The 24,186-nt window shown below is 46.2% G+C and carries 24 protein-coding genes; 5 read left to right on the plus strand and 19 right to left on the minus strand.

All coding sequences use genetic code 11. The features are described from left to right. Nucleotides 1-164: 164 nt before the first annotated feature. From ACP2WE_RS22515 to panB, 8 genes are all read right to left on the minus strand, one after another. On the minus strand, nt 165-620 hold the full coding sequence (locus ACP2WE_RS22515) for a DUF29 domain-containing protein (protein WP_425217769.1): 456 nt from the start codon (nt 618-620) through the stop codon (nt 165-167). 76 nt (nt 621-696) lie between these two features. Continuing rightward, complete coding sequence (wecB, locus tag ACP2WE_RS22520) at nt 697-1,830, minus strand: non-hydrolyzing UDP-N-acetylglucosamine 2-epimerase (RefSeq protein ID WP_425217770.1); 1,134 nt, start codon at nt 1,828-1,830, stop codon at nt 697-699. Continuing rightward, entirely contained in the window at nt 1,827-2,834 is a 1,008-nt protein-coding gene (locus tag ACP2WE_RS22525) for a hypothetical protein (protein ID WP_425217771.1), read from the minus strand. The genes wecB and ACP2WE_RS22525 overlap by 4 nt, the downstream gene beginning before the upstream one ends. A gap of 144 nt (nt 2,835-2,978) precedes the next feature. Next, complete coding sequence (locus tag ACP2WE_RS22530) at nt 2,979-3,944, minus strand: acetyl-CoA carboxylase carboxyltransferase subunit alpha (protein ID WP_425217772.1); 966 nt, start codon at nt 3,942-3,944, stop codon at nt 2,979-2,981. 407 nt (nt 3,945-4,351) lie between these two features. Next, the gene (locus tag ACP2WE_RS22535) at nt 4,352-4,675 is read right to left on the minus strand and encodes a hypothetical protein (protein ID WP_425217773.1); all 324 of its coding nucleotides are present in this window, start codon (nt 4,673-4,675) and stop codon (nt 4,352-4,354) included. 64 nt (nt 4,676-4,739) lie between these two features. After that, nucleotides 4,740-5,339 (minus strand): imidazoleglycerol-phosphate dehydratase HisB, encoded by a 600-nt coding sequence (gene hisB / locus ACP2WE_RS22540; RefSeq protein WP_425217774.1) that lies wholly within the window; start codon nt 5,337-5,339, stop codon nt 4,740-4,742. 69 nt (nt 5,340-5,408) lie between these two features. After that, nucleotides 5,409-6,770: a class I SAM-dependent methyltransferase gene (locus tag ACP2WE_RS22545; RefSeq protein ID WP_425217775.1), complete on the minus strand. Its 1,362-nt coding sequence runs from the start codon at nt 6,768-6,770 to the stop codon at nt 5,409-5,411. Nucleotides 6,771-6,825: 55 nt separating this feature from the next. After that, the gene (gene panB, locus ACP2WE_RS22550) at nt 6,826-7,617 is read right to left on the minus strand and encodes a 3-methyl-2-oxobutanoate hydroxymethyltransferase (RefSeq protein ID WP_425217776.1); all 792 of its coding nucleotides are present in this window, start codon (nt 7,615-7,617) and stop codon (nt 6,826-6,828) included. A gap of 168 nt (nt 7,618-7,785) precedes the next feature. Between panB and petP the strand changes: the two genes are divergently transcribed. The 3 genes from petP (at nt 7,786) to ACP2WE_RS22565 (ending at nt 9,603) form a co-directional block, all read left to right on the plus strand. Beyond that, a complete protein-coding gene (gene petP, locus ACP2WE_RS22555; protein WP_425217777.1) occupies nt 7,786-7,983 on the plus strand; it encodes a cytochrome b6f subunit PetP in 198 nt (65 codons plus the stop codon). 159 nt (nt 7,984-8,142) lie between these two features. Continuing rightward, on the plus strand, nt 8,143-8,439 hold the full coding sequence (locus ACP2WE_RS22560; RefSeq protein WP_425217778.1) for an HU family DNA-binding protein: 297 nt from the start codon (nt 8,143-8,145) through the stop codon (nt 8,437-8,439). 99 nt (nt 8,440-8,538) lie between these two features. Further along, entirely contained in the window at nt 8,539-9,603 is a 1,065-nt protein-coding gene (locus ACP2WE_RS22565) for a Get3/ArsA fold putative tail anchor-mediating ATPase NosAFP (RefSeq protein WP_425217779.1), read from the plus strand. A gap of 212 nt (nt 9,604-9,815) precedes the next feature. Here the strand turns inward: ACP2WE_RS22565 and ACP2WE_RS22570 are convergent, their stop codons facing one another. The 5 genes from ACP2WE_RS22570 to ACP2WE_RS22590 all read right to left on the minus strand — a co-directional run bounded on the left by ACP2WE_RS22570 (nt 9,816) and on the right by ACP2WE_RS22590 (nt 13,716). Beyond that, complete coding sequence (locus ACP2WE_RS22570; protein ID WP_425217780.1) at nt 9,816-9,986, minus strand: hypothetical protein; 171 nt, start codon at nt 9,984-9,986, stop codon at nt 9,816-9,818. A 64-nt stretch (nt 9,987-10,050) separates the two neighbouring features. Next, nucleotides 10,051-11,976: a biosynthetic arginine decarboxylase gene (gene speA, locus ACP2WE_RS22575; protein WP_425217781.1), complete on the minus strand. Its 1,926-nt coding sequence runs from the start codon at nt 11,974-11,976 to the stop codon at nt 10,051-10,053. Between the two features lie 109 nt (nt 11,977-12,085). Beyond that, nucleotides 12,086-12,862: an MlaE family lipid ABC transporter permease subunit gene (locus ACP2WE_RS22580; RefSeq protein WP_425217782.1), complete on the minus strand. Its 777-nt coding sequence runs from the start codon at nt 12,860-12,862 to the stop codon at nt 12,086-12,088. A gap of 131 nt (nt 12,863-12,993) precedes the next feature. Continuing rightward, nucleotides 12,994-13,407 (minus strand): type II toxin-antitoxin system VapC family toxin, encoded by a 414-nt coding sequence (locus ACP2WE_RS22585; RefSeq protein ID WP_425217783.1) that lies wholly within the window; start codon nt 13,405-13,407, stop codon nt 12,994-12,996. Beyond that, entirely contained in the window at nt 13,408-13,716 is a 309-nt protein-coding gene (locus ACP2WE_RS22590; RefSeq protein ID WP_425217784.1) for a type II toxin-antitoxin system Phd/YefM family antitoxin, read from the minus strand. A gap of 441 nt (nt 13,717-14,157) precedes the next feature. On the opposite strand from ACP2WE_RS22590, the gene ACP2WE_RS22595 reads away from it, so the two are divergent. Further along, a complete protein-coding gene (locus tag ACP2WE_RS22595; RefSeq protein ID WP_425217785.1) occupies nt 14,158-14,793 on the plus strand; it encodes a class I SAM-dependent methyltransferase in 636 nt (211 codons plus the stop codon). 259 nt (nt 14,794-15,052) lie between these two features. On the opposite strand, the gene hypE is transcribed toward ACP2WE_RS22595, so the two are convergent. From hypE to hypF, 4 genes are all read right to left on the minus strand, one after another. After that, entirely contained in the window at nt 15,053-16,153 is a 1,101-nt protein-coding gene (gene hypE / locus ACP2WE_RS22600; RefSeq protein ID WP_425217786.1) for a hydrogenase expression/formation protein HypE, read from the minus strand. After that, nucleotides 16,125-17,276 carry a hydrogenase formation protein HypD gene (hypD, locus tag ACP2WE_RS22605; protein ID WP_425217787.1) on the minus strand — a complete coding sequence of 384 codons (1,152 nt, stop codon included), beginning with the start codon at nt 17,274-17,276 and terminating at the stop codon, nt 16,125-16,127. Before hypD ends, hypE begins: the two co-directional genes overlap by 29 nt. Nucleotides 17,277-17,410: 134 nt before the next feature. Next, nucleotides 17,411-17,641, minus strand: a complete 231-nt coding sequence (locus tag ACP2WE_RS22610) for a HypC/HybG/HupF family hydrogenase formation chaperone (protein WP_425217788.1) — start codon at nt 17,639-17,641, stop codon at nt 17,411-17,413. A 32-nt stretch (nt 17,642-17,673) separates the two neighbouring features. Further along, entirely contained in the window at nt 17,674-19,998 is a 2,325-nt protein-coding gene (gene hypF, locus ACP2WE_RS22615; protein ID WP_425217789.1) for a carbamoyltransferase HypF, read from the minus strand. 556 nt (nt 19,999-20,554) lie between these two features. On the opposite strand from hypF, the gene ACP2WE_RS22620 reads away from it, so the two are divergent. Continuing rightward, a complete protein-coding gene (locus ACP2WE_RS22620; RefSeq protein WP_425217790.1) occupies nt 20,555-21,991 on the plus strand; it encodes an ATP-binding protein in 1,437 nt (478 codons plus the stop codon). A gap of 137 nt (nt 21,992-22,128) precedes the next feature. Here the strand turns inward: ACP2WE_RS22620 and thiL are convergent, their stop codons facing one another. Next, complete coding sequence (thiL, locus tag ACP2WE_RS22625; RefSeq protein WP_425217791.1) at nt 22,129-23,130, minus strand: thiamine-phosphate kinase; 1,002 nt, start codon at nt 23,128-23,130, stop codon at nt 22,129-22,131. 38 nt (nt 23,131-23,168) lie between these two features. Then, the gene (locus ACP2WE_RS22630) at nt 23,169-23,711 is read right to left on the minus strand and encodes a hypothetical protein (RefSeq protein WP_425217819.1); all 543 of its coding nucleotides are present in this window, start codon (nt 23,709-23,711) and stop codon (nt 23,169-23,171) included. Nucleotides 23,712-24,186: the final 475 nt, after the last annotated feature.

Raw genomic sequence — 24,186 nt, forward strand, 5'->3', positions numbered from 1 at the left:
TTTGAGATAGTCAATTAAGCTCTTTTCCACGTCTTTCAGACTAAATATAGGTAAACAACCATATATTTACCTATATTTATCTTTTTTATTTCTTCTATCTCAAGAATGAAACAGCCCTGCCTTGAAAAAAGGGGGGAGAAGATGAAAGCTCCAAGTTCTTTCTATTACTCCCAAAAATTCACGTTGAGCAGATCGTCGATCGCTGGGCTATATTGCCATGTATCGGGGAACTGATAACTTCTATACTCTTGACGCAGATCTTTAAGAGCAGAACGCCAAGCTGATTCAAACGTCTTTTCCCAAATAGATTTTAGGCTGGGGGAGTCTTCCAAAAGCCATGCTAATTGTTTGCGTTGTTCGCGGATCGTGCACTCCCAGCCATGATATTCATCGGGCAAAGCAACATAAATACGCTTGAGCAGATGTTCCAGCAAGGTGTTCAAACGACTTCTCAACTCTTGCTTTTCTGACTTTCCCAAAGCCTCGATCTCCTCAATCAAATTCTCAAGATCCAACTGGTCGAAATTGCCCGATCGCAAATGACCGACGGTTGCTTCTGTCCATGCTAAAAAGTCGAGATCGTAAAGAGTTGTCGCTGGTGGCGTTAGTGCTTGTGTCATTTGCTTGCTACTCCTTGCTTGCAGAAGCGATCGCTACTGACCTTATTCTATCGCGATCGCTCTCAGATCCCCAAAGCTAACCACTAACCTTAAAATAAGCCCGAATGATATCGGCAATGCGTTGGCTAGATTGTCCGTCACCAAAAGGGTTCGCCACATTTGCCATGCTTTGATAGATGGCGCGATCGCTGAGAACTGCGGTCGTCATCTCTACAATTCCCTTCGTTTCCGTACCGACAAGTTTAGCTGTCCCTGCCGCGATCGCTTCGGGTCTTTCCGTATTGGAGCGCAGAACCAGTACGGGTTTACCAAGGCTAGGAGCCTCTTCTTGGAGACCGCCAGAATCAGTCATGATTAAGTAGCATAGCCGCATCGCGCCCACTAACTGCTCGTAACTAAAAGGTTCCGTCAAAAAGATGCGATCGCGATCTCCCAAGAGCGCTTGCAAAGGTTGCCGCACGACAGGATTGAGGTGTAGTGGCAAGACCAGAGCCACATCAGGAAAGCGATCGAGAATTTCTAACCAAGCCCGTGCGATCTGTTCCAGAGGTTCGCCCCAATTTTCGCGGCGATGCACCGTCGCCAAAATCACTCGATGGGCTGACCAATCTAGTCCAGCAACATCACAAACAGGCGATCGCGATGAGACATGCAGCAGCGCATCTATTACTGTATTCCCAGTATTGTGAATTCCTTCCTTTACACCAGAGGCGCGAAGGTTCTCCACTGCCATGGATGTAGGAGCGAAGTGAAGTTGGGCGATTTGCGATACCAAACGACGATTGCCTTCTTCGGGATAGGGATTAAATAAATCGTCGGTGCGTAAGCCAGCTTCCACATGACCGACTGGAATGCGTTGGTAAAAAGCCGCGAGAGCCGCAGCAAAGGCAGTGGTTGTGTCTCCCTGAACCAGCACGATTTGGGGCTTGATTTGCCAAAATAGTCGCTCTAGACCCACCAAACTGCCACAGGTAATTTGGGTCAGCGTTTGCTTGGGCTGCATAATCGCAAGGTCGTAATCTGCTTGCAACTCAAACAAATTCATCACTTGAGCCACCATCTCTTGATGCTGTCCAGTTAAGATGATTGTGGTTTTAAACTCTGGGCTCTGCGCCAAAAATCGAATCACAGGCGCAAGTTTAATCGCTTCTGGGCGCGTACCAAATGTAACGCACACATGCATAGGGAGAATTGGGGAGTCTTCGGTCATGAGTGCCTTGCGATTCTCTGGGAGATGTATTCCGCCCCATTATAATTGCTTAGCGTATTTCCTAGAAATTTTGAGGTCACACCCTTTCCTAGATGAAAACTTCCTGTTAGGTAATGTATGCCGGGAATCAGCGCCACAAGAAAAAGACAAGTCATGCAGTATTGCAAGATTTGGATGGGCAGGCTAGGTGTTTGAGCAATGATTTGGGAAAATTGATTCAGTTTGCTTAGAGAAGTCTTGTTGGCATGGGTGAGAAAATCTGAGGAAGCAGTTCCATTTGGGCTCTTTGACTCAGGGTTGAGGCTGGTATGATGTTTTTTGCCATGATAAAACCCCATGACGGTCAAGGGTGTCACAGGAGGTAAAGCAGGTAATGGAAGTAGCGGTGGATTGAGATCCATATTTTGTGAGCTGCTTCTCAAGATATCAGCTTGAAAGGTTGCAGTTTGTGGGTATGCCAGTTGCGATAGCGGATCTTTGAATTCGCCCAGAAGCTCCATGACAAGATCGTCGCGATCGCCACGATCGCGACCATTCAAATTCGGCGTCTTGCTAGATGCGCTCGGAGCGCTTTGAAATTTTATATAGGGACTTTTGGTCTGAGATGTGCGAGAAATAGGATGAGGATTTGGTTGCAAATTTGGTCGGTTCTGGTGGGCATTCACAGGTGAAACGCTTTGACTATCTGAGGGAAGGGCAAACTCATCGATCCAGACTGGCTCAGATTGCTTCGATCGTTGCCACGAAATGCGAACCCTAGACACATTGCCAACACCGATTTTAATCAGCCACTTTTGGATCATCACCCCTAAAGCCTTGCGATTGGGAACTTTCCTACTACCATTGAGCGATCGCCCCAGATCGGTAATGGAAATTTGCATACAGTCATCCTGACGATCTACCTCTACAGCCATGCCTTGAGCGCTGAGCTGACGATTCATCAAGGAGGAAATTACTTTTGTATTCCCAATCCGCACCTGTTCTAAAAGGTTGATTTGCGCCATGACAGTATGTTCCCTTATCCAATTCTTTAAAGGGTGAATCATAAAGTACATAGCCCCAATTGACCAGAACTATTCAGCTTTACCTCAAAGTATCAGCCAAATGTACTAAATCATTCACTAAGCCAAATGTAGCAGATTTCATGGTTAACCTTCTAGAAAAACGCCCATTTTGCGAAACTTTTGATAGCGATGCTCTTGCAGATCGCTGACCTCCATTTTGCTTAGCCGTTCTAGATTATTGATGAGGGCAGATTTAAGTGCGGCAGCAGCTTTTAGGGGATCGCGATGGGAACCCCCTAAGGGTTCAGCTAAGATCTGGTCGATAATTCCCAGTCGTTCGAGATCGTTGGCGGTAATTTTTAGTGCCTCTGCGGCTTTGGGAGCCTTTGCTGAGTCTCGCCATAAAATTGCGGCACATGCCTCTGGCGTAGCCACAGTATAGACAGAGTTTTCAAACATCATTAAATGATCGCCAACCCCAATCCCTAATGCCCCACCTGAGCCACCTTCACCAATGACGGTACAGATAATCGGTACGCTAAAGCTAAACATTTGACGCAGGTTAACCGCGATCGCTTCCCCCTGTCCTTGCTCTTCGGCAGATACCCCGGGATCGGCTCCTGGCGTATCAATTAAGGTGACAATCGGCATACCAAAGCGATCGGCATATTCCATTAGCCGTAAGGCCTTACGATACCCGCCGGGGGCAGCCATACCAAAATTACGAGCGATATTATCTTTGGTATCTCGCCCTTTTTGATGCCCCACAATAACCACCGACCAATCCCCCAATTTGGCAATGCCACCGACTAAGGCGGGATCGTCATTACCACGGCGATCGCCATGCAATTCCAGCCATTCATCGGTGATGGCTTGGACATAATCGAGCGTACTGGGACGACGTGGGTGGCGGGCAATCTGCATCCGCTGCATCGGTCCTAAGTTATGAAATATTTCCCGTCTGAGCTGATCGGCACGCTGTTCTAAGTGTTGAATTTCGCCACTAACGTCAACATTGGTTTCCTGTGATAAGTTGCGGATCTGCTCTATCTTTCCTTCTAACTCTACCAGTGGCTTTTCAAAATCAAGCAGGATGGGGCGGTCAGACATTCTTTTTATCTTTAAACTTACTAAAACTGGAGCAAAAGATACAATTTTGCTTTGACTCTAATTGTAAAGCGCAAGATGACCGAATAAGCTCCACATTTCACTGCACAAAATCAGCATTATGCACAATTTAAGGTCATCAGAATCTTCTCCACCCATTGTATAGGGGCAAGCACAGTAGTACTGCCCCTATAGAGCAATTCTAAATGAGTTGTAGCTGTAATTCGCAGGCATCTTGCCTGCAAGGGCTAGAAGCCCGTACTACGTTCGCAAACAAGTAAGGATAGCGCTCCTATTTGATACATGAGAGCTTTTTCCTCTGCATAGAGCGTAGGGGCAATTCATGAATTGCCCCTACGCTCAAATTATTTAGGACTGCTATGTTAGGAATTTTGTTTGATGGAAATCACCTAAAAGGTGTTTTGCAATTCCTCGACTAGATCGGAAGCGGTCTGGTTATCGGGCCCTGCCACCGCAAAAAACACAATGCGGCGATCGGCTACACATCGAATTGAGGCGCTGTATCTGCCCCTGACGCCAAAGGCACCGCTACCGATAAACTCAAAATTTTTGGTAAAGCCTGCCCGTCTCATCGCTGCCCCAGCATTGTCTACGCATTCTTCTTGAGTAAGATTTGTCGTTTTAATGTGGTTAAAAATGATCGGATATTGGGCAAAAGCAGCACCAGGCAACAAAATTGCGCCTAGCAAAGGCACGAGTCGTAGAAATTTCATGATGTATCCCCTCGAAAAACTTACTTTAAGTTGACCTACAATCATCTCGGACACTTAAAGGTGCCTACAAAACACCTTTGGAACTGGGAATCACCCCAGCCCGTCGCGGATCGGCTTCGATCGCCATCCTTAAAGACCGTGCAAATGCCTTAAATGTTGCCTCAATAATGTGATGAGAATTCACCCCATCGAGTTGACGAATATGTAAGGTGATTTGGGCGTGGTTGACGATCGCTTGAAAAAATTCTCGCACCAACTGCGTGTCATAGGTACCCACTCTTTGTGTGGGAATTTCTAGCCCATAAACCAAATAGGGGCGCCCCGAAAAATCAAGCACAACCTGCACTAAAGCTTCATCTAAGGGTGCGACAAAATGACCAAACCTTACGATCCCCTTGCGATCGCCTAACGCTTTGCCTAACGCCATGCCCAATGTAATCCCGACATCCTCGTTGGTGTGATGATCGTCGATATGCAGATCCCCCGTCGCCCGAATGTCTAGATCGATCAATCCATGGGAACAAATCTGTTGCAGCATATGGTCTAAAAACGGAATGCCTGTATTCACGTCTCCCTTGCCGCGTCCATCTAGGTCTAGCGCCACAGTAACGTCAGTTTCTCCAGTTTGGCGATGCACTTTTGCGGTGCGATTGGTGTATGACATAAATAGGTAAAGGGTAAAAGGATCCGAGATTTAGGGCGAAGCATTCGGAGAACGATCTTACTATAGAAGCTAAGGAGATTGATGTCCGAATGCTTCATCCCTACAGGTTTCCAGCATTACAAACATCAGAGACTCTAAATCTGTCAAGATCTGCTTCAACTGCTCGAATGCTTCGGTTGTCGTTACAGGTTGCATGGTTAAGAGGTTGAGCGGCTTGATCTTTAACCAAGTCTGGATTAATTCTGGCATCGTTTGAGGGCGATCCCACAGGAGTTTGAGGCAAATCGCCGAAGGCGTAAATAACGTGATGGCATCAGGAGTTGTTACTTTGATATGGGCAGAAATATTGAAAGGGGTTTCGTAAGCGATCGCTTGTTCTAGATCGGCTCTCAAGCGATCGGTCTTAAGTTGTGGATGCAGGTGAGCTTTGGCATGATGCCACATCGAATCTTCCCATTCCACAGGGGGCAGGTAGGTTTTAGGGACACCGACATGACCGCACCAAAAATCTAAAAGTCGATTGACTGGATGCATTAGCTCGTAAAGGTGCAGCCGTTGCTCGTCCGTAGCGATCGATAAGGCGAGATCGAGATATTCAGGAATTTTTTGGCTGTCTTGAAACAAATTTGGGATATGCCAAAAGCGCTCGTTCACCATACCCAAAAACTCTAAGTTGGCATTCCGAATCAACTCAAACATCTCAGGCACGGTAAAGCCGCGATCGCCTTCCAGTAAGAAATTCATTAAGATTGCCTCGTCAGTTTTGACCGACTCAAGCCAAGTCACTCTTTTTATAACTGTCGAATCATCTAGCGACTCCAATATTTCGCGAATAGTGGCAACGCTGGTTTCTTGAGAGCATTCTTCTGTTAATCCCAAAAACTTGAATAACTCTTGCGATCGATAGTGATTAGCTCGTTGAAAGACGCTGTGTAAGTTAGCCCTGATTACACCATGCTCTGCCAAAACAGACTGCATTACCTTGAGCCCTGCTTGGGGATCGGGTAAAAGGTAAAGGGTTTCATCGCAGTTGATATAGTCAAATTTTTTTCCCAGATCTGGCACATTTTCTATGGGAATGGCATAAAACTCAACGTTTTGAAACCCGTGATGTTGTAGACGTTTCTCGGCAATCCGAATGGAAACAGGCGAAATATCAATGCCAACGATCTTTGCATGAGGATTTGCTTCAGCCAAGTAGTGAGTAGTTACGCCTGAGCCACAGCCAACATCGAGAATTAGCTTACCTTTGGGCGAGATTACAATCCGATCTCTGAGATAGTAGGCAGTAGTTAAGTCATAGGGAAATAGGGTGTTAATGGCTTGTCGAGGCGAATAAGCGATCGGGAAATCTGGGTAGGGGGCTTGGTCATATTGGTCTCGAACGCGGTCGTATGCATCCCAAGCAGAATCGCTTTCTAGATTGGTCATTTTGTCTAGTGGGTTCATCAAAATTACTGGCAAACACTGAATAACTGGAATAGCTTTAGTGGGGCGGTTTCACGGTTGGAAAGGTGCGATGTCGCACATCTTGACAATAGCGATCTACCGTGGTTGCGATCGCCTCGCTTAAGTCGATATACTTGGGTGCAAATGGTGGTTGTTTGTCAGAAAGCCCCAGCAAGTCATGGGTGACGAGAATTTGACCGTCGCAGGCACTGCCTGCACCAATCCCAATCGTGGGTATTGGAACCGTTTGCGTGATTTTTTCTGCCAACTCAGAGGGCATATGTTCCAGCACCATGGCAAAAACTCCCACCTCTGCTAGCGCCTTGGCTTGCAAAAAAAGTTTTTCTGCCACATCAGGTGTAACCCCTTGGACGCGATAGCCCAGTTGATGCACGGACTGCGGTGTGAGCCCAATATGCCCCATCACTGGGATACCAGCCTGCACCAGTTTGCCAATCGTATGGATCATGTCAGGATACCCCCCTTCGAGTTTGACCCCTTGAGCATTAGTTTCTTTGAGAACTCGCCCTGCTGACTGCAAGGCCTGTTCGTAATTAATTTGATAGCTTAAAAAGGGCAAATCCACCACCAAGAGGGCATTGGTAACCCCACGACTGACCGCTTGGGCGTGGTGAATCATTTGATCGAGGGTAAGCGGTAAGGTATTGCGATGCCCCAGGGCAACCATGGCAAGAGAATCCCCTACCAAAATTAGGTCTGCCCCAGCTCGATCGATGATTTTGGCGATCGCATATTCAGAAGCCGTTAGGGCAGCGATCGCTCGTCCTTGTTGCTTCCATGTCTGCAAATGTGCGTGAGTTACTGGCATACGATCGATGTTTAGCCTGAAAAATTGTATGGATATTGTCAAAAGCAATACTTACTTGTTTTGCCTGCAATCTCTCCTATCCTAATCCCAAAACTTGATCCAAAAATTAATGTAAACTCTTTAAGAGAATTCTAAGCATTGATAAGTTTAAGTACAAAATTAATAACTATGAAAGTGGGTCAGAAAGTTCGTGTTCGCTCCTTTAAAGACAGCGTCAGCAAAAATGTCGCAGGTAAAGTTGGCGAAGTTGGCGTGATTAAAGAAGAAAAAATTGTTGATGGTGGTGGCTGGGGCTACATCGTTACCTTCCCTGATAATCGATCCACTTGGTTTTTTTCGGATGAGTTAGAATTGGTTGCTTATTAGGAGGTTGCTTTCAAGCGATTTTCGAGCGTTTGAATATCCACGTTGGCTGAGCAAATGAGAATATCCGCGTTGCTTCGACATCGTGCGGGCAACGTGGGTCAGTAAAATTTCTTTTGGAAACCACCTAACCTCACTGATTCATTCTTGAGGAGTTGCAGCATGGCCGATCTAAATCGTCAGGATATCATTCGTGGCATGATGGCTGAGGTCGATGGACTCAGCCACAATATGGCTTCTGCGAGTTTAGAAGCGGCACTAACTTGCATCTCGCGGGCGCTCTCGCAGCAACAATCGATTTTGCTCAGCGACTTTGGCAAGTTTGGCGTGCGCGATCGCGCCTCTAGGCAGGGAACACATCCTCGCACCCACGATCCGATCACGATTGCCGCAGTGAAAGTGCCTTACTTTACACCCAGCCCCATCCTCAGAAAAAAAGTGAATAATCAGGACAGTTAGCCACTAGCTAGTGGCTAGAATGATTTTGGGGATTGACACTGAAAACAGACCTTTTTAAAAAGCTAAGCGCTAAAAGCTGAAAGCTAAAAGCCAAACAACATGAGCCAAATTTTGACGTTTTTAGGTAAGGGTGGCGTAGGTAAGACGACCACTGCGATCGCGATCGCTAGAGCTTTTGCCAGTCAAGGGAAACAGGTGCTCTTGGTGGGGCAACAGGCTGGCCCTAGCCTCAGTCAAATGCTAGAAACAGAACTGACCAGCGATCCCCAACAGGTGAGTTCGGGGTTATCAGCAGTGCATTTGCAGTCCACGACGCTGCTCGAACGGTACTGGGAAAAAATGAAGGGCTTAGAGAGTCAGTTTCTACGCACGCCTTTTTTTAAGGAGGTTTATGGGCAGGAGTTGGGCATTTTACCAGGAATGGATGCGGCTCTGGGGTTAAGCTTTTTGCGCGAACGCGATGCTGAAGGGAAATATGATGCGATCGTTTACGACGGCATCGGCGATCTGATTACCTTGCGCATGTTGGGAATGCCTGAAATTTTGGGTTGGTATCTGCGACGATTTCGGCAGGTGCTCACGGGGTCGGCATTGGGACAGGCACTCTCGCCATTTGTCGAGCCAATTTTACGCAGTATTTTGCAGGTCTCCTCTACGGATGACATCACGCAACAAGCTGGCGAAATGAATAATGTTTTGACTAAGGGGCTAAAGGCGGTCAACGATCCAAATCGCGTGGCGGCTTACTTGGTAACGACTGCCGATCCGATCGCGTTCGCGACAGCAAAATATCTCTGGGGCAGTGCCCAACAAGTTGGTTTGACCGTGGGTGGCGTATTTGCGCGATCGGAAATTAGCGATCGGGAATTTTCACCTTTACCCGTACATGTAATGCCCGATCGCCCAGTCGAATTGGTAATTCCTAGCCATATGGCTGCTGACCTTGCCCCCGTTCCTGTGGCGATCGATATTGCCACTAAGCAAGTAAAGCTATTTTTACCGACATTTGATAAGCGACAAGTAAAATTGATTCAATCAGGCCCTGAGGTGACGATCGAAGCAGGCGATCAAAGACGAAATATATTTCTGCCAACTGAACTCGCAGGCAAACAAGCAACAGGTGCAAAGTTTCAAGATAGCTATTTAATCGTTTCCTTTGCGTGAGTTCTTTGAGATTTACGACTAGGAAAAATTGCGATCGCAAAGTGTAGGATCAAGGCAAGGCTGAAATTTCCTAGATACTGCTAAAAAATCAGAGGTCGAGGTGGTTTCACTCGCAGCAAAGAATCTGAACTTTGAAGATGAGCATCGTCTACTTGGCTTTCGCGAGTCGGGAGAAATGGGTACTTTTTCTGACCATCTCGATCTAGCTTGGATTATTCACCAGCTTGTGAACCCCTGACTGCAAGAGAAATAGCGCCAGTTAAATAGACCTGCTTTTGTCGTTGAAGTAGGGCATTATCAGCCGTAATCCCTCGTCTAGCCAGAAATTGACCGAGGAATGCACCGCCAATAAAACCAATGGAAAGAGCGATCGGAAAAAACATTTATTTTGGCAATAATATGAATCTAAATGCGCTCCCCCATTGAGAATTATCCCTAAATAGAATCCTAGCTGAGATAGGTGTAACCGCTTAAACTATGTTCGTAGTTTTGCAAGAGCAATCTAGCCTCAGCGAGGGTAATTTGCTTTGCTTGCAAAGCGCGTTCCGTTTCGCGACGCAGATTTTCAAGCATCCCTTCGCGGCTGTACTGCACGTATTGCAGGACTTCCGTCATCGAGTCGCCCTTGATGACATGCTCGACTTGATAGCCCCTTGGCGTCATGTGAATATGCACAGCATCGGTATCGCCAAATAGATTGTGCAGATCGCCGAGAATCTCTTGGTAGGCTCCGCCTAAAAACAGGGCAAGGTAGTAAGGCTCCCCATGATAAAAGGGATGGAGTTCCAATACGGATTTCACATCGCGCAGATCGATAAAGCGATCGATCTTGCCATCGCTATCGCAAGTCAGATCTGCCAACGTGCCGCGACAAGTGGGTTCTTCATTGAGGCGATGGATCGGCATAATCGGGAACAGTTGATCGATCGCCCAGCTATCGGGAGCCGACTGAAATACCGAGAAATTACAGTAGTAGGTATGCGCCATGATCCGCTCTAGGTCTTCGAGATCGTCGGGCACGTAGTTTTGTTGGCGCACGATCTTGAGAATGCGATCGCAACATTCCCAATATAGGCGTTCCACTCTCGCCCGTTCTCTCAGGCTGAGATAGCCAAACGTAAATAGGCTCACTGCCTCCTCTTTGAACTGTGCGGCATCGTGATAGACCTCTTGATAGTTATTCACATTGATATTCTCAAGCGTCTCAAACAGGTTGCGAATGATCAGATGTTCGCCATCGGCTAAAGGCTCGATGGGGCTGTTGGGAACTCCACTGGTATTCAGCACATCAAAGATCAAGATCGATTGATGCGAAGCGATCGCTCTTCCACTTTCGCTCACCAAGGTGGGAACGGGGATGTTCTTCGCAGCACAGGCTTCTTTAATGGCGGCAACTACGTCATAGGCATAGTTTTGCATGCTGTAGTTTTTAGAAGCATAGAAGTTGGTTTTGGAACCATCATAATCGACCCCCAATCCGCCACCGACATCGATATACTTCATATTGGCATTCAGCGCCACTAACTGCACGTAAATCTGCCCTGCTTCCTTGAGCGCATCTTTAATTACGCCGATCGAACTAATTTGCGAACCAATGTGGAAATGTAATAGCTGTAAAGAATCGAGCAAACCAGCCGCTTGCAGGCGATCGATCACTTCCAAAATTTCCCACATACTCAGCCCAAACTTGGCTCTATCTCCTGCCGAGTCTTCCCAACGACCGATGCCTTTAGAACTGAGCTTGGCTCGCACACCCAAAATTGGATCGATGCCCAACTTGGTCGCGGCTTGAATCACCAAGTCCACTTCTTCGAGTTGCTCTAGAACAATAATGGGCGTTTGCCCCAACCGTTGTGATAGCAGTGCGGTTTCGATATATTCCAAATCTTTATAGCCGTTGCAGATCAGCAGTGCCCCAGGGGTTTTGAGCGTGGCAAGCGCGATCAGGAGTTCTGGTTTAGAACCTGCTTCTAGCCCAAACTGGTAAGGCTTGCCAAATTCGACCAACTCCTCGACCAGTTGACGCTGTTGGTTGACTTTAACGGGGTAAACCCCACGATAGACGCCGTTGTAGTTGTAGCGTGCGATCGCTTTAGCAAATGTTGAGTTGATGCGTTCGATCCGATCGGCGAGAATATCTGAAAACCTCAGCAACATGGGAAGACGAAGGTTGCGTTGCTTGAGATCGTGGATCAGTTCAAACAAGTCAATGCAGCCGCCGCGATCGCCCATCGGTGAAACAGTCACATGTCCTGCTTCGTTGATACTAAAATAAGGCTCGCCCCAACCATCAATGCGATAGAGCTTTTCGCTATCGAGAATTGTCCATTCATTCTTTGTGGCAACAACAGGCAGTTGAATTTCTTGTACCATAATCAGTTTCCAGTCCTTCTCGTAGTTCGTGGTCAGTTATCAAATACCAGTTATTAAGTTATCTGTGAGTTCCTTAAAAGATTAACAACTGTCAATGTTCAACTGTTAATTATCTAACGATGGTGGAACTCGCACCATTAAAGAATAGCCAAGATAAGAAGAAATTACTAATAAAGATTGCCAAGAGTGCGGTAACTACGGCTGTTGTGGTTGATTCTCCGACCCCTTTGGCTCCGCCTGTGGTGGTTAAGCCCCAACTCGTGCCAATTACGGCAATCAATGCCCCAAATGCACAGGATTTCAACATGGCAGCGATCAAATCCCATGTTTGCAAAAAATTTTTCACCGAGTCGAGAAACATACTATAGGGAATGCCGTACATTGCCTGAGAAATTAGCATTCCCCCTGTCATGCCTGTCAAAAGTCCCAAAATGGTCAAAATGGGTAACATCAATACGCAGGCGATCAGACGGGGCGTAGCCAGATAATCAATGGGATCGGTGCGCAGCATATAGAGTGCATCGATTTGCTCTGTCACCTGCATCGTGCCAATTTCCGCCGCAAATGCCGAGCCAACCCGACCCGCAATAATTACTGCCGTCAGGACTGGGGCAAGCTCTCGACAAAGCGCGATCGCTAAAATACCCCCGATCGCTTGTTGTGCCCCAAAATGAATAAACTCCCGCGCCACTTGGATGGTAAAGACTCCGCCCACAAAGCTAGCCGTGACCAGAGTAATCATGACAGACTCTGTGCCCACAGCCGACATCTGCTCTTTGGTGTTGCGCCAATGTATCCGCCGCCGAAACAAGACATGGACGATGATTTGCCCTAGTAGTAAAAAACTTTGGACGATCTTGATAGACCAAGCGCCTAAATTCCCCATGTGGTTTTTATCTCTATTGCCAATGACCCATATTTTAGAGCCATTTCTGCAATCTGGGGAGCCTTTAAAACAGGCTAATAGAGTTATTGGCTGAGCGATCGCCTTGTTTTAGAAAATCACCAATCCAATTTTTATCCATTATCGCGCATGAGGCTTTGGAAACCTGCTTGGGAAAAGTGGCGATCGAATGTAAGTGCCTTAGATGATTTCTTCTCTTGCATCACGATAAACGAAATACAATCTACCAATCCCCATTCCTTGTCTTGATGCTTCTTGTAAAGTGCAAAGGCAAGCCTAAAAAGTTCGGGGGTAAGACTTACGATTTCAACTTCTGGGGAACTGTAAAAGTACTCAATAATCTCAATGGCTTTGCTGCGATAGTTACGAGACAATGCATTCCCAACTTCAAGTAATATTGCCTCTGTTGTCAAGAACTGCTCGTTTTCAAGTTGCTCTGAAAATTGCTTGGCAATGTGGTGATATTGATCGCGTGGATTGACAAGGGCAACAACAAACAACGTATCGATAAAAATTTGCCCTGACACCTATAGCTTTCCCATATAAGTGTCCAAATTGCTGGCAAAGTCTTCTGGAGCGTCAATCTGAACTGAGCGAAGTTTTGACATTAGGCTTTGAGGCTTCTCTAGTTCATTAAGATCTGGCGCAATGGAATTTTTGCCTTTATTCTGTCTCAGCACGCGCGAGGGGCGTTTTTTTCGACTAGGTGCGATCTTGGCAATGGGAATACGTCCCTCACTGTCATCACAGATAATGATTTCTTCGCCAAGTAAAACTCGTCCCATGAGTTGGGTAAATTGCTTGCTTGCTTCTGGGATAGTTACTTTTATCGCCATAATTTTATTGCACGGTTACTTGACCTAGTTTATCGCAAAAAAATTAGAAAGTTCGGATTTGTCATACGAGAGATCGCATCACGAATGGATAACGAACTTGCGATCGCCTTTCTAATTCACATTTTTCTGTATAACACCCTATATTAGGTGAGTTATACAGAAAAATTCCGTATAGTACGCCAATATAGTTGTGTTACCCCGAAACTTTCAGTATAACGACCCTTTACGGGGTGATTATACTGAAAGTTTCCGTATAATACATAGTTAGCCTGCTGAGTTGTGGGTGAGGATCTAAATTGAAAGCTATCTTAAGGTGCTCAGGAATAAGTGAGCGCGAGATGATTAATGGGACGATATTATTGTTTTTTGGTGAAGTAATTAGGTTCGCATCTCTATTTCTATAAACTACTTAGTTCCTTGTTAAGCTTGGAGAGATGAAATATGGTTAATCTACACAAGAAGTACGAGGTTCAGAATGCCGAACAAGATGCTTCTGAACATGATCCTTTCACTCTGGAAAGATATGAGCAGTTTTTCAACTTTTTTCCAAAACAAGCCATAAAGGTTCTTGATGTGGGTTGCAACACTGGCAGAGGCGGATTACGTCTTAAGGAGCTAAACCCAAACCTAGTGCTATTGGGGCTTGATTGTGTCCAAGAGAGATTAGATGCTTTACCTAAATGCTATTCACAGGGGGTATATGGTCTTTCAACGGATATACCTATTGAGGATCGATCTATAGATGTGATTGTTGCTGGCGAGTTCCTTGAGCATTTGTACCCTGCTGACGTAGACAAAACATTATGCGAGTTTCAAAGAGTCTTGAAGATTGGTGGAAGGTTACTGCTTACCACACCAAATCCTAACTACATCAGAAGTAAATTGAGTGGAACATCGGTGTATGGTATCAGTCATCTGACCCAACATTTTCCCAAAGTCTTAGACTTTAGGCTACAAATGCATGGATTTTCAGGAGTTAAGATTTACGGTTCAGGCAAAGCATCACGGTATTTGGGTTGGCATTTTCCCCTTATGGCAATGTATGGTAGCTATCTCGTTTTAGCAAACAAGTGGTGAGCGCAGGCTAACAACTGTGGTGCAGCGGACTGTTGCAAGTTGCTGGTGGTATGGCAAAGTTTCTTAGCAGCCGCTGACCACGAACGTTAATTCAGTGCAATAGGAAACATCGCATCCAAAGTGATAGATGATGCAATTGTGCTGCAAGAGATCGGCTGGAACTTGGGGTTCACCCGCTCTTTTAAAATAGGAAGTCGTTCCTACAGTAATCAAAGGAAACTATCCATACCTTATAGGCACAAAGATTGAATACTCTTGCCTAACAGATGCGTGGTAATTGCTCCCCACTCAGCATATCAACTATACGGGTAGAGCCAATTTGGGTTTGCATCGTCACCAGATTAGTGTGGTTGTCAGTAACTTGACCGATCGCACAGGCATCACGACCGAAGGGATGCGATCGCATAATTCCCAATGCCTTATCTACCTGCACCTGTGGGATAAAGGCAATAAACCTGCCCTCATTGGCGACGTAAAGCGGATCGAAGCCTAGAATTTCGCAGGCTCCCTGTACGTCCTCTCGCACAGGAATTGAGTTCTCTGCGATCGCAATACCAACATTTGCCGCGAGGGAGATTTCGTTGAGGGCACTGGCTAGACCGCCGCGAGTCAGATCTCGCATCATATGGATGTCAATTCCCGCATCTAAAAGCATTTGCACCAGATCCGCCAATGGAGCCGAATCGCTTTCGATCGCGGTTTCAAATTCTAAGCCCTCGCGCACTGCCATAATTGCAATGCCATGACGACCAATATCGCCATTTAAGAGAATTGCATCACCCTGCCGTACGGATTGGGGTGCGATCTCTAGGTCATGTTCGATAATGCCCACACCAGAAGTATTGATAAAGATGCCATCTCCCTTGCCTTTATCGACTACCTTTGTGTCACCCGTGACAATTTGCACGTTGGCGAATTGAGCTGCTTGCTGCATCGATTGCACGATTTGCCAAAGCGTTGACATCGGCAGTCCCTCTTCCAAAATGAAGCTGGCACTGAGGTAAAGCGGACGTGCCCCTGCCATTGCCAGATCGTTGACCGTACCATGCACTGCCATAGAACCGATGTCACCCCCTGGGAAGAATAAGGGATGAACGACATAGGAATCGGTTGTAAAAGCAATTCTAGATGGGGATGTATTCGCTTTATCGTTGGTGAGATACAATGCCGCCGCATCATGTTGGCAGTGTGCCGGTATCGCAAATGTGGGCACAAACATCTGGGTAATCAACTGGTGCATGAGTTTCCCGCCCCCACCATGGGCTAACATCACGTGGGGATATTGCTGGATTGGCATAGGACAGGATAAGTGGAAGTCTTTAGGTTCTGACTTAGGATTTAACATGGATGGATTTGACATAGGTTTCATACATGGCGTCATGCTTGCGATAGCGATAGTAGGCAGCACAGGCTCCCTCAGAGGAAACCATCGGCGCTCCCAAGGGATGTTCGGGGGTGCAGATAGTGCCAAAAGCAGAACATTCGTGCGGTTTCTTGATGCCTTGTAAAATCAGTCCACTGATGCATAAATCGGATTCAGTATTCCTCTTGTTATTTACTTCATTGGATATTAAGGGAAGAGGAAAGCGTTGGTGAGCATCGAATGCAGCATAGTTGTCTTGCAGTCCCAAACCGCTTTGAGAAATCTCGCCAATCCCTCGCCACTGCTGCGGTATGACCTTGAATACTTCGCCGATCAGTTCCATGGCTTTGATGTTGCCCTCCCGACGCACAGAGCGGGTATATTGATTCTCTACTTCTGCTTTACCCGATTCCAATTGTTGAACGCATAGGTGAATTCCTTGCAAAACATCAATGGGCTCAAAACCTGTAACGACAATGGGAACGCGGTACTTTTGGGCAATCGGAATGTATTCGTTATATCCCATCACCGTACAGACGTGACCCGCAGCCAAAAAACCCTGTATGCGACAGTCAGACGAACTGAGGATCGCCTCCATTGCGGGTGGAACCAAGACATGGGATACCAGCATCGAGAAGTTTTTGAGATCGAGTTGTTTGGCTTGATAGATTGCCATTGCTGTGGCTGGGGCAGTCGTCTCAAATCCCACTGCAAAAAAGACAACCTGTTTATCGGGATTTTGCTGGGCGATTTTCAAGCAATCTAGGGGAGAATAAACAATCCGAATATCCGCTCCCGTTGCTTTCACAGCCAGCAGATCGATCGCACTACCAGGTACGCGCAACATATCGCCAAAGGAGCATAAAACTACATGGGGCTGGGAAGCGATCGCGATCGCGCGATCGATCCGTTCTATGGGCGTAACGCAGACGGGACAACCGGGCCCGTGAATCAGGGTAATGCTTTTAGGCAGAAGTTCGTCAATGCCATACTTCACAATCGCATGGGTCTGTCCGCCACAGATTTCCATAATCGTCCAAGGTTGGGTGACGAGGGAGGCAATTTCCTGCGCTAATTGTTGGGCGATCTTGGCATCGCGGAACTCATTGACGAATTTCATAAATCACTTCCATAGCCAATTTAAAGGCTTCTATAGCAATCCTATTTGATTTGTGTGTAGGGGCAATTCATGAATTGCCCCTACAATATTTATGCTGAAAAAAGAATCTCTCATGGATCTTTAGGATCGCTATATTAAACTTCTAAAGCCATTTGCTCTAAATCGCGTAGCGTCTGTTCGGCTTCAGCTTCGTCTAAGATTGCGATCGCGAACCCCACATGTACGATCGCGTAATTTCCTACCTCGGCTTCAGGGACATAGGCCAAATTTACCTCCTTGACGACACCACCAAAGCTGACCCTGCCCGATCGCGTTAAGTCATCACCCATCATACTGAGAATTTTGCCCGGTACTGCTAAACACATAGATCCATGCTTAAAGTGTTCCTATTATAGTCCTACAAAGCGCTGATGTCGCGTAAGACAGCGATCGTCTGCCCCACAGCTAGCCCTCCATCGTTTGGTGGGACTTGCTGATGCCAGAACGGAGAAAAACCCTCCTGTCTCAATCGCTGTACGGCACGTTCCGTTAAATACTTATTTTGAAAACAGCCCCCCGTGAGCACAATTTGGGATGTGCCGACGAGCTGAGCTACTGCAACGATCGTTTCTACTAAGGTATTGTGGAACTTGGCGGAAATTTGACTGACGGGGAGTTGGTATTCGAGATCTTGCAGAATCGATGCGATCGCGGGCGACCAGTCAATTACTTTACCTAGGATATCGAATTCGTAAGATGACTCTATTCCCTTATCCAGTATAAACTCCAGCTCCATTGCCGCCTGACCTTCAAAACTTGCCTGTTGGCAAATATCTAATAACGAAGCGATCGCATCAAATAGCCGCCCGACACTCGAAGTTAAGGGGGAATTCAGATGTTTGGATAGCATCACCGCGATCGCATTGAGTTCTTGTGCAGAAAAAGCTTGTAAAGTCTTAGAATTGGAAAGCGATCGCAAGCGTTCTCCAAAGATTTCCCATAGGATGCCCAAAGCAACACGTCGGGGCTGTTTGACCGCTTTCTCACCACCGGGTAAAGGAAATGGGCGAAAATATGCCACCCGTTCCCATGACGCTTCCGCGATCGATAGGAATTCTCCGCCCCAGATTGTGCCATCCAAGCCATAGCCCGTACCATCCCAAGCAATTCCCAATACTGGAGGCGAGATTTGATCGTCTGCCATACAGGACAAAACATGGGCATAGTGGTGCTGTACGGGAATCACGGGAATCTTGAATTGCTGTCCTAACTTTTGGGCAAATTGACTGGAGCGATAATCGGGATGAGCATCACAGGCGATCGCCTTGGGTTGAAACTCGTAAATGCTGCTCAAGCTGGAAATTACAAACTGGAAATTCTCAAAGGCTGAAACCGTCTCCAGATCGCCAATGTGCTGGCTCAAGAAAATTTGACCGTCAAATCCCAACGCGATCGCATTTTTTAAATGTCCGCCCAAAGCAAGGATTCCCTCTGCTCCCTTAATGCCTCGAGGCATTAAGGAGGGCAGGGGCAGGGGGGCGTAACCTCTGGCGCGACGCAGTACCATAGGGCGATCGCCCATCACTCGTACGATGGAATCATCAACAGGTCGCACAATCGGGCGATTGTGAACGAGAAATGCATCAGCAAGATTCCCTAAGCGTTCTAAGGCTTCGCGTTCGTCGATACAAATTGGTTCGTCGGCAAGGTTGCCACTGGTTGCGACAATGGGAAATTGCAATATTGCCATCAACAAATGATGGAGTGGTGTATAGGGAAGCATGACACCCAGATAGGGATTCCTAGGAGCCACATCCTCGCAAGGGAACTTAAGTTCGCTCTGTTTGTGTAAGAGGACAATGGGGGCTTCAGGCGATCGCAGCAGGTTCTCTTCCAGTTCGGACACCATACAATCCGATCGAATGTGCGCTAGAGAAGGATACATCAAGGCAAAGGGCTTGTGGGGGCGCTGTTTGCGTTGGCGCAGTTGCTGGACGGCGGCACGATTTCGCGCGTCAACAACCAGATGAAATCCGCCCAGTCCCTTAATTGCTAAAATTTTTCCCTCTGCGATCTGAGCCGCAGTTTCTAGGATGGCGCGATCGCCACTAGCAAGAACCTTACCATTCCCATCCCATAATTCCAACTGCGGACCGCAATCAGTGCAGGCATTCGGTTGGGCGTGGAAGCGACGACAGAGGGGATCGGTATATTCAGACAGACAGGCGGGACACATGGGAAAGTCATGCATGGTGGTGTGCCTGCGATCGTAGGGCAATGCCTTGATAATGCTGTAGCGGGGACCGCAGTTGGTGCAATTGGTAAACGGGTAGCGATCGCGGCGATCGCTAGGATTGAAAATCTCGCCCAAGCAGTCGGGGCAGGTGGCAAGATCGGGTAGAACGATCGCAGATTTAAGGGACTTTATGCCTAAACCGTTAGCTGAGTTTGCATCAGAGGCGCGAATGCTAAATTCTTTGTAACCCACGGAATCGAGCCATGTAGTTTCTATGTGGTGGATCTGCGATCGCGGCGGCTTTTCTATGTCCAATCGCTGCCGAAAGACTTCGAGTTGTTCTCGCTGACCTTCCACTTCGATCAGCACGCCTTGGACGGAGTTATGTACCCATCCTCTAAGCTCCAACTCTGTGGCAAGTCGGTAAACAAAAGGACGAAACCCCACTCCCTGAACGACGCCTCGAATCTGGAGGAACAATCTTTGTATGGGTTGGTCTAACGCCATGATTTTAGATCCTTAGAATTTGAGGTGTTCGAGGGTAAGATTTAAATGCCATATTTTTATTTGTAGCGCAGGCAAGATGCCTGCACGAGCTTCTAGCCCGTCCTACAAACAATTTAGGATCGCTATATATTCATGTTTAGTCGTTAATTTACCAGATTGCTCTGGAGCAATAGATATCAGCAAGTCAAACTATCCGTTAAATCCCTTAATGCATCGTTTCCTTACAATATTTAGGCAGTTGCGATGGAAATTCACGCCAATCGGCTCGAGAGAAGAATTTTCGTTAGAACATCGCCTATTTAATTTTCAATGTTGGGTCGGTATTTTATTTGCGTTATCAGCACTGATACCTAACTTTCTAGTGGGCTTAACTTGGCTTGTGAATCTAACCGTAGTGCTATGTTCCTTGGTTCTAAGCTTTTTTTATTATTTTAGTCGTTTCCGAGCCATTTATAAGCCCTTAACTCTACCTTTTGTTCTTTTTACATCGTGCTGCTTATTTTTTTTATGGTTTTTTAATGGTGGAGTTAGAGGTTCTACTCCAATCATATATCTGGTGGCATTACAGTACACCTCTACCGTCTTATCCAAGCAAAGATTCGCCTTAGCTATTTATTTAGGTTCAATCGCAAGTGCTTTTACCATCGAACAAATTTATCCGAAGCTCGTTATTCCTTATCCCGATGCAAAAGCTCAAATTCTTGACCTATTAGCTACCTTTTGTTGTGTGGGGTTTGTACTTTATTTCAATGGAACTCAAATTCGTCAAGAGTATGAAATCGAACGAGAGGCGGTGATGCGATCGCAACTTCTTGCCGAACAAGCAAACCTCGCAAAGAGCCAGTTTTTAGCGACGATGAGCCATGAAATTAGAACTCCGATGAATGGCATCATTGGTATGACAAATCTTATTTTAGATGCGAATCTACATCCCGAACAGCAAGAATATGCAGAAATCATTCGCGATTCCGCTGATGTTTTGTTGCAGATTATCAATGACATTCTTGACTTTTCTAAAATAGAAGCAGGAAAAATCGAACTAGAATCTCAAGTCTTTAATTTGCGAGAATGGATATTGCAAGCCACAAAACTTATGTCTCCAGCAATTAAAGCAAAAAACTTATTACTAAAAACTGAAATTGCTGAGGATGTACCAAGTTTCATTGAAAGCGATCGCACGAGATTGCAGCAAATTTTATTAAATCTAATTGGTAATGCGGTCAAATTTACCCATGAGGGACAAGTAATTGTGCAAGTTTCCTGTTTGCAGCAGTCAGATCTGACCGCAGAATTGCAATTTATCGTCCAAGATACGGGCATTGGTATGTCAAAAGAGATACAGGAAAGACTATTTCAAGCATTCGTGCAGGGGGATGCTTCGACAACCCGTAACTATGGTGGAACTGGATTAGGACTTTCTATTTCTAAGCGATTGGTGGAGTTGATCGGCGGACAAATTTGGGTAGAGAGTGAGTTAGGAACTGGTTCCAAGTTTATTTTTACATTGCCTGTCAATAAAGGTACCCTTAACTCAGTAGATGCCGAAGATTCCGATCCAGTCATATCAGAACAAATCATTCCTTTACCGATTAGCATCCTTGTTGCCGAAGATGCCCGAGTCAATCAAATCGTTATTTCTCTCATTCTCAAGTCATTAGGCTACAATTTAGATCTCGTTACCAATGGTCGAGAAGCTGTAGAAGCTGTTTGCAAAAAACATTACGACCTAGTGTTTATGGATATGCAAATGCCTGAAATGGATGGACTTGAAGCTGCCCACCAAATTGCCTCTAAGTTTAGCGAGTCAGAGCGACCGATCGTTATTGCCTTAACTGCCAATGCAATGGCAAGCGATCGGGAACTGTGTTTAAAGGCAGGGATGAGCGATTATGCCAGCAAGCCGATGAATTCAGATCGAATTCTATTTCTGATTCAAAAATGGGGACATTCAAAGTACCTTGAACGAATTGCGAAGCAAGAGCAAAGTAATTAAAAATTAATAACAGAAATCATTAACCCAAATTCACGTTATACCAATTTCTCTTGAATTTGCCACAGATCGGGTTTTGGGTTCCGCGCAGAGCGCGGTCTTTTCAAAAAGATGCGTTGCATCATTTTTTGAAAATGGTATTACATAAAGTGCTGAAAAGTACGATGTATGTCCAGTCCATCTATATTCTGCTCAGCGATAATTTCTCCAACGATCGCTGCGTTAGGTAATTCCTTTAAAAGTGCTTCCGCCAGCGTTAAGGGAAGGCATAGTACCAACTCAAAATCTTCGCCACCATACAACACCCAATCTAAAGCCCGATCGCCTGCCAATTGCACGATCGCTTCAGGAATTGAAATTGCCTGCCAATCTAACTTTGCGCCGACACCACTGGCTCGACATATTTGCGCGATCGCATCCGCTAGACCATCACTACTATCCATGCCTGAAATCGGGAAAGGGGAATGGAAGGGGGGCTGGGATTCTAAAAGCTTCCAGAGGAGGGGTGGAATGTCCAGCCGAGGGATAGGTCTTTGGTGGGCGGCATATAGTTTTGCGATCGTATCCTCAATGGAAATAGAAGAGCTTCCATTCTGTAATTTCTCTGCCAGTTCGGGATGGAGTAATAGTTCCAAACCAGCCTTTGAGAGTCCGTGCTGACCTGTGATTAAAATGGCATCACCAATTTGTGCCCTGTGGCGCTGGATTGTGCGATGCTTGTGAACCTGTCCAAAGGCAGTAACGGCAAGGGTAAGTACAGGCGATCGCACGGTGTCTCCGCCTACGAGTTCTGTGCCAAATAGGTGCAAGCAGTCTGTAAACCCACGGTAGACACCCTCGATCCATGCCACAGGGGTATCAGGTGGCAATCCCACAGATATCACCACGCCCCAAGGTTCTGCACCCATTGCCGCTAAATCTGATAGATTGGCGGCGGCAGCTCGCCAACCTGCATCCTCGGCGCTGGTAGTCCGATCGCTAAAATGTACGCCATCGATCAAAATATCTGTAGTCACAACCATCTCGCAATCGGGCAACGTCGCTCCCATGAGGGCAGCATCATCCCCAATGCGATCGCTACAGTAAGGACGAAACAGTTGTAAAAGTCCTTGTTCGCCCAGTTCTCTAATCGTTTTAGTCATAGAACTTAGTCATAGAGCTTACTTCCGATCTTGGCGTTTTATCCATTGAGATCTTGGGATGAATTTGGTGAAGGCTCTGGGAGTGGTTCCAAAGCATCGGTAGCGTCGGAATTCATCACTTTGGGTTTATTGGAAGGTTTGTTGAGTTCTTTACACTTGGCTTCGGCTTCGCTAAAGGCTAAAGCATATTCCTTTCCACCCAACATGCGATCGCCATAAAATTCATAGGGAGCATCGCCATATACAGGCAAAGCCTCATCATCTGGATAATCTTCTTGGGCTTCATCGATGGCGGCTTTGAGTTGCTTGACCGTAAGACGTTGAGCTGGAAAATAGAATAAGCGATCGGCATCTTTATGGAGATGGGGAAAGGTGGGATCGACAAGGCAGTCTTCTAATTCTAACCAACTATATTCAATCGGTTTATAGGGCGAGCCAGCATAGACCAAAAAGCCTTGGACATATTTAGCCCCTTTGGTGACTAAAGCGGCGCGATGGGCATTGTCAAAACAAGTTTTTGCTTGACTTTTGACGGTTTGAGCGAGTTCCGTTGATAATTCCACATTTAATGGCTTTGTCATCATGTATCTCTAAGATCGATTTTAACGAAGTAAGAAGGCGGAGTTAATTGTAGAACCTGTTAGGTACAGCCGTAATGGATTGCTATAGCGATCCTAAATGAATTGTAATTTATTTGTAGCGCAGGCATCCTGCCTGCAAAGGCTTTCAGCCTATACCACGTTCATAAGCAATATAGGATTGCTATATTGAGAAATCCTATGAACTAGGGGAGTTGCAGAAAAATAAAATACCAGTCATTCTAGATCTGTAAGAAGCACGAAGAAGTAACCCTTGCCCATTGCTAATCGTATCATCGTCTCCTTGGTGGGATAAAAATTACACGAAAGATATTTATTCGGTTATCTAAAGTTATGTTTACAACTCTTAATTTATTTATTTCATTGCTCGAACTTGCGATCGCCAAAATCAAAGATATAGCCGCGATACTTGTACGTTATTTGCCATAGGATATATTTAACCAATTTGAAGGTATGG

It is taken from the genome of Tumidithrix helvetica PCC 7403, assembly GCF_965232925.1.
Taxonomy (GTDB): domain Bacteria; phylum Cyanobacteriota; class Cyanobacteriia; order Pseudanabaenales; family Pseudanabaenaceae; genus Tumidithrix; species Tumidithrix helvetica.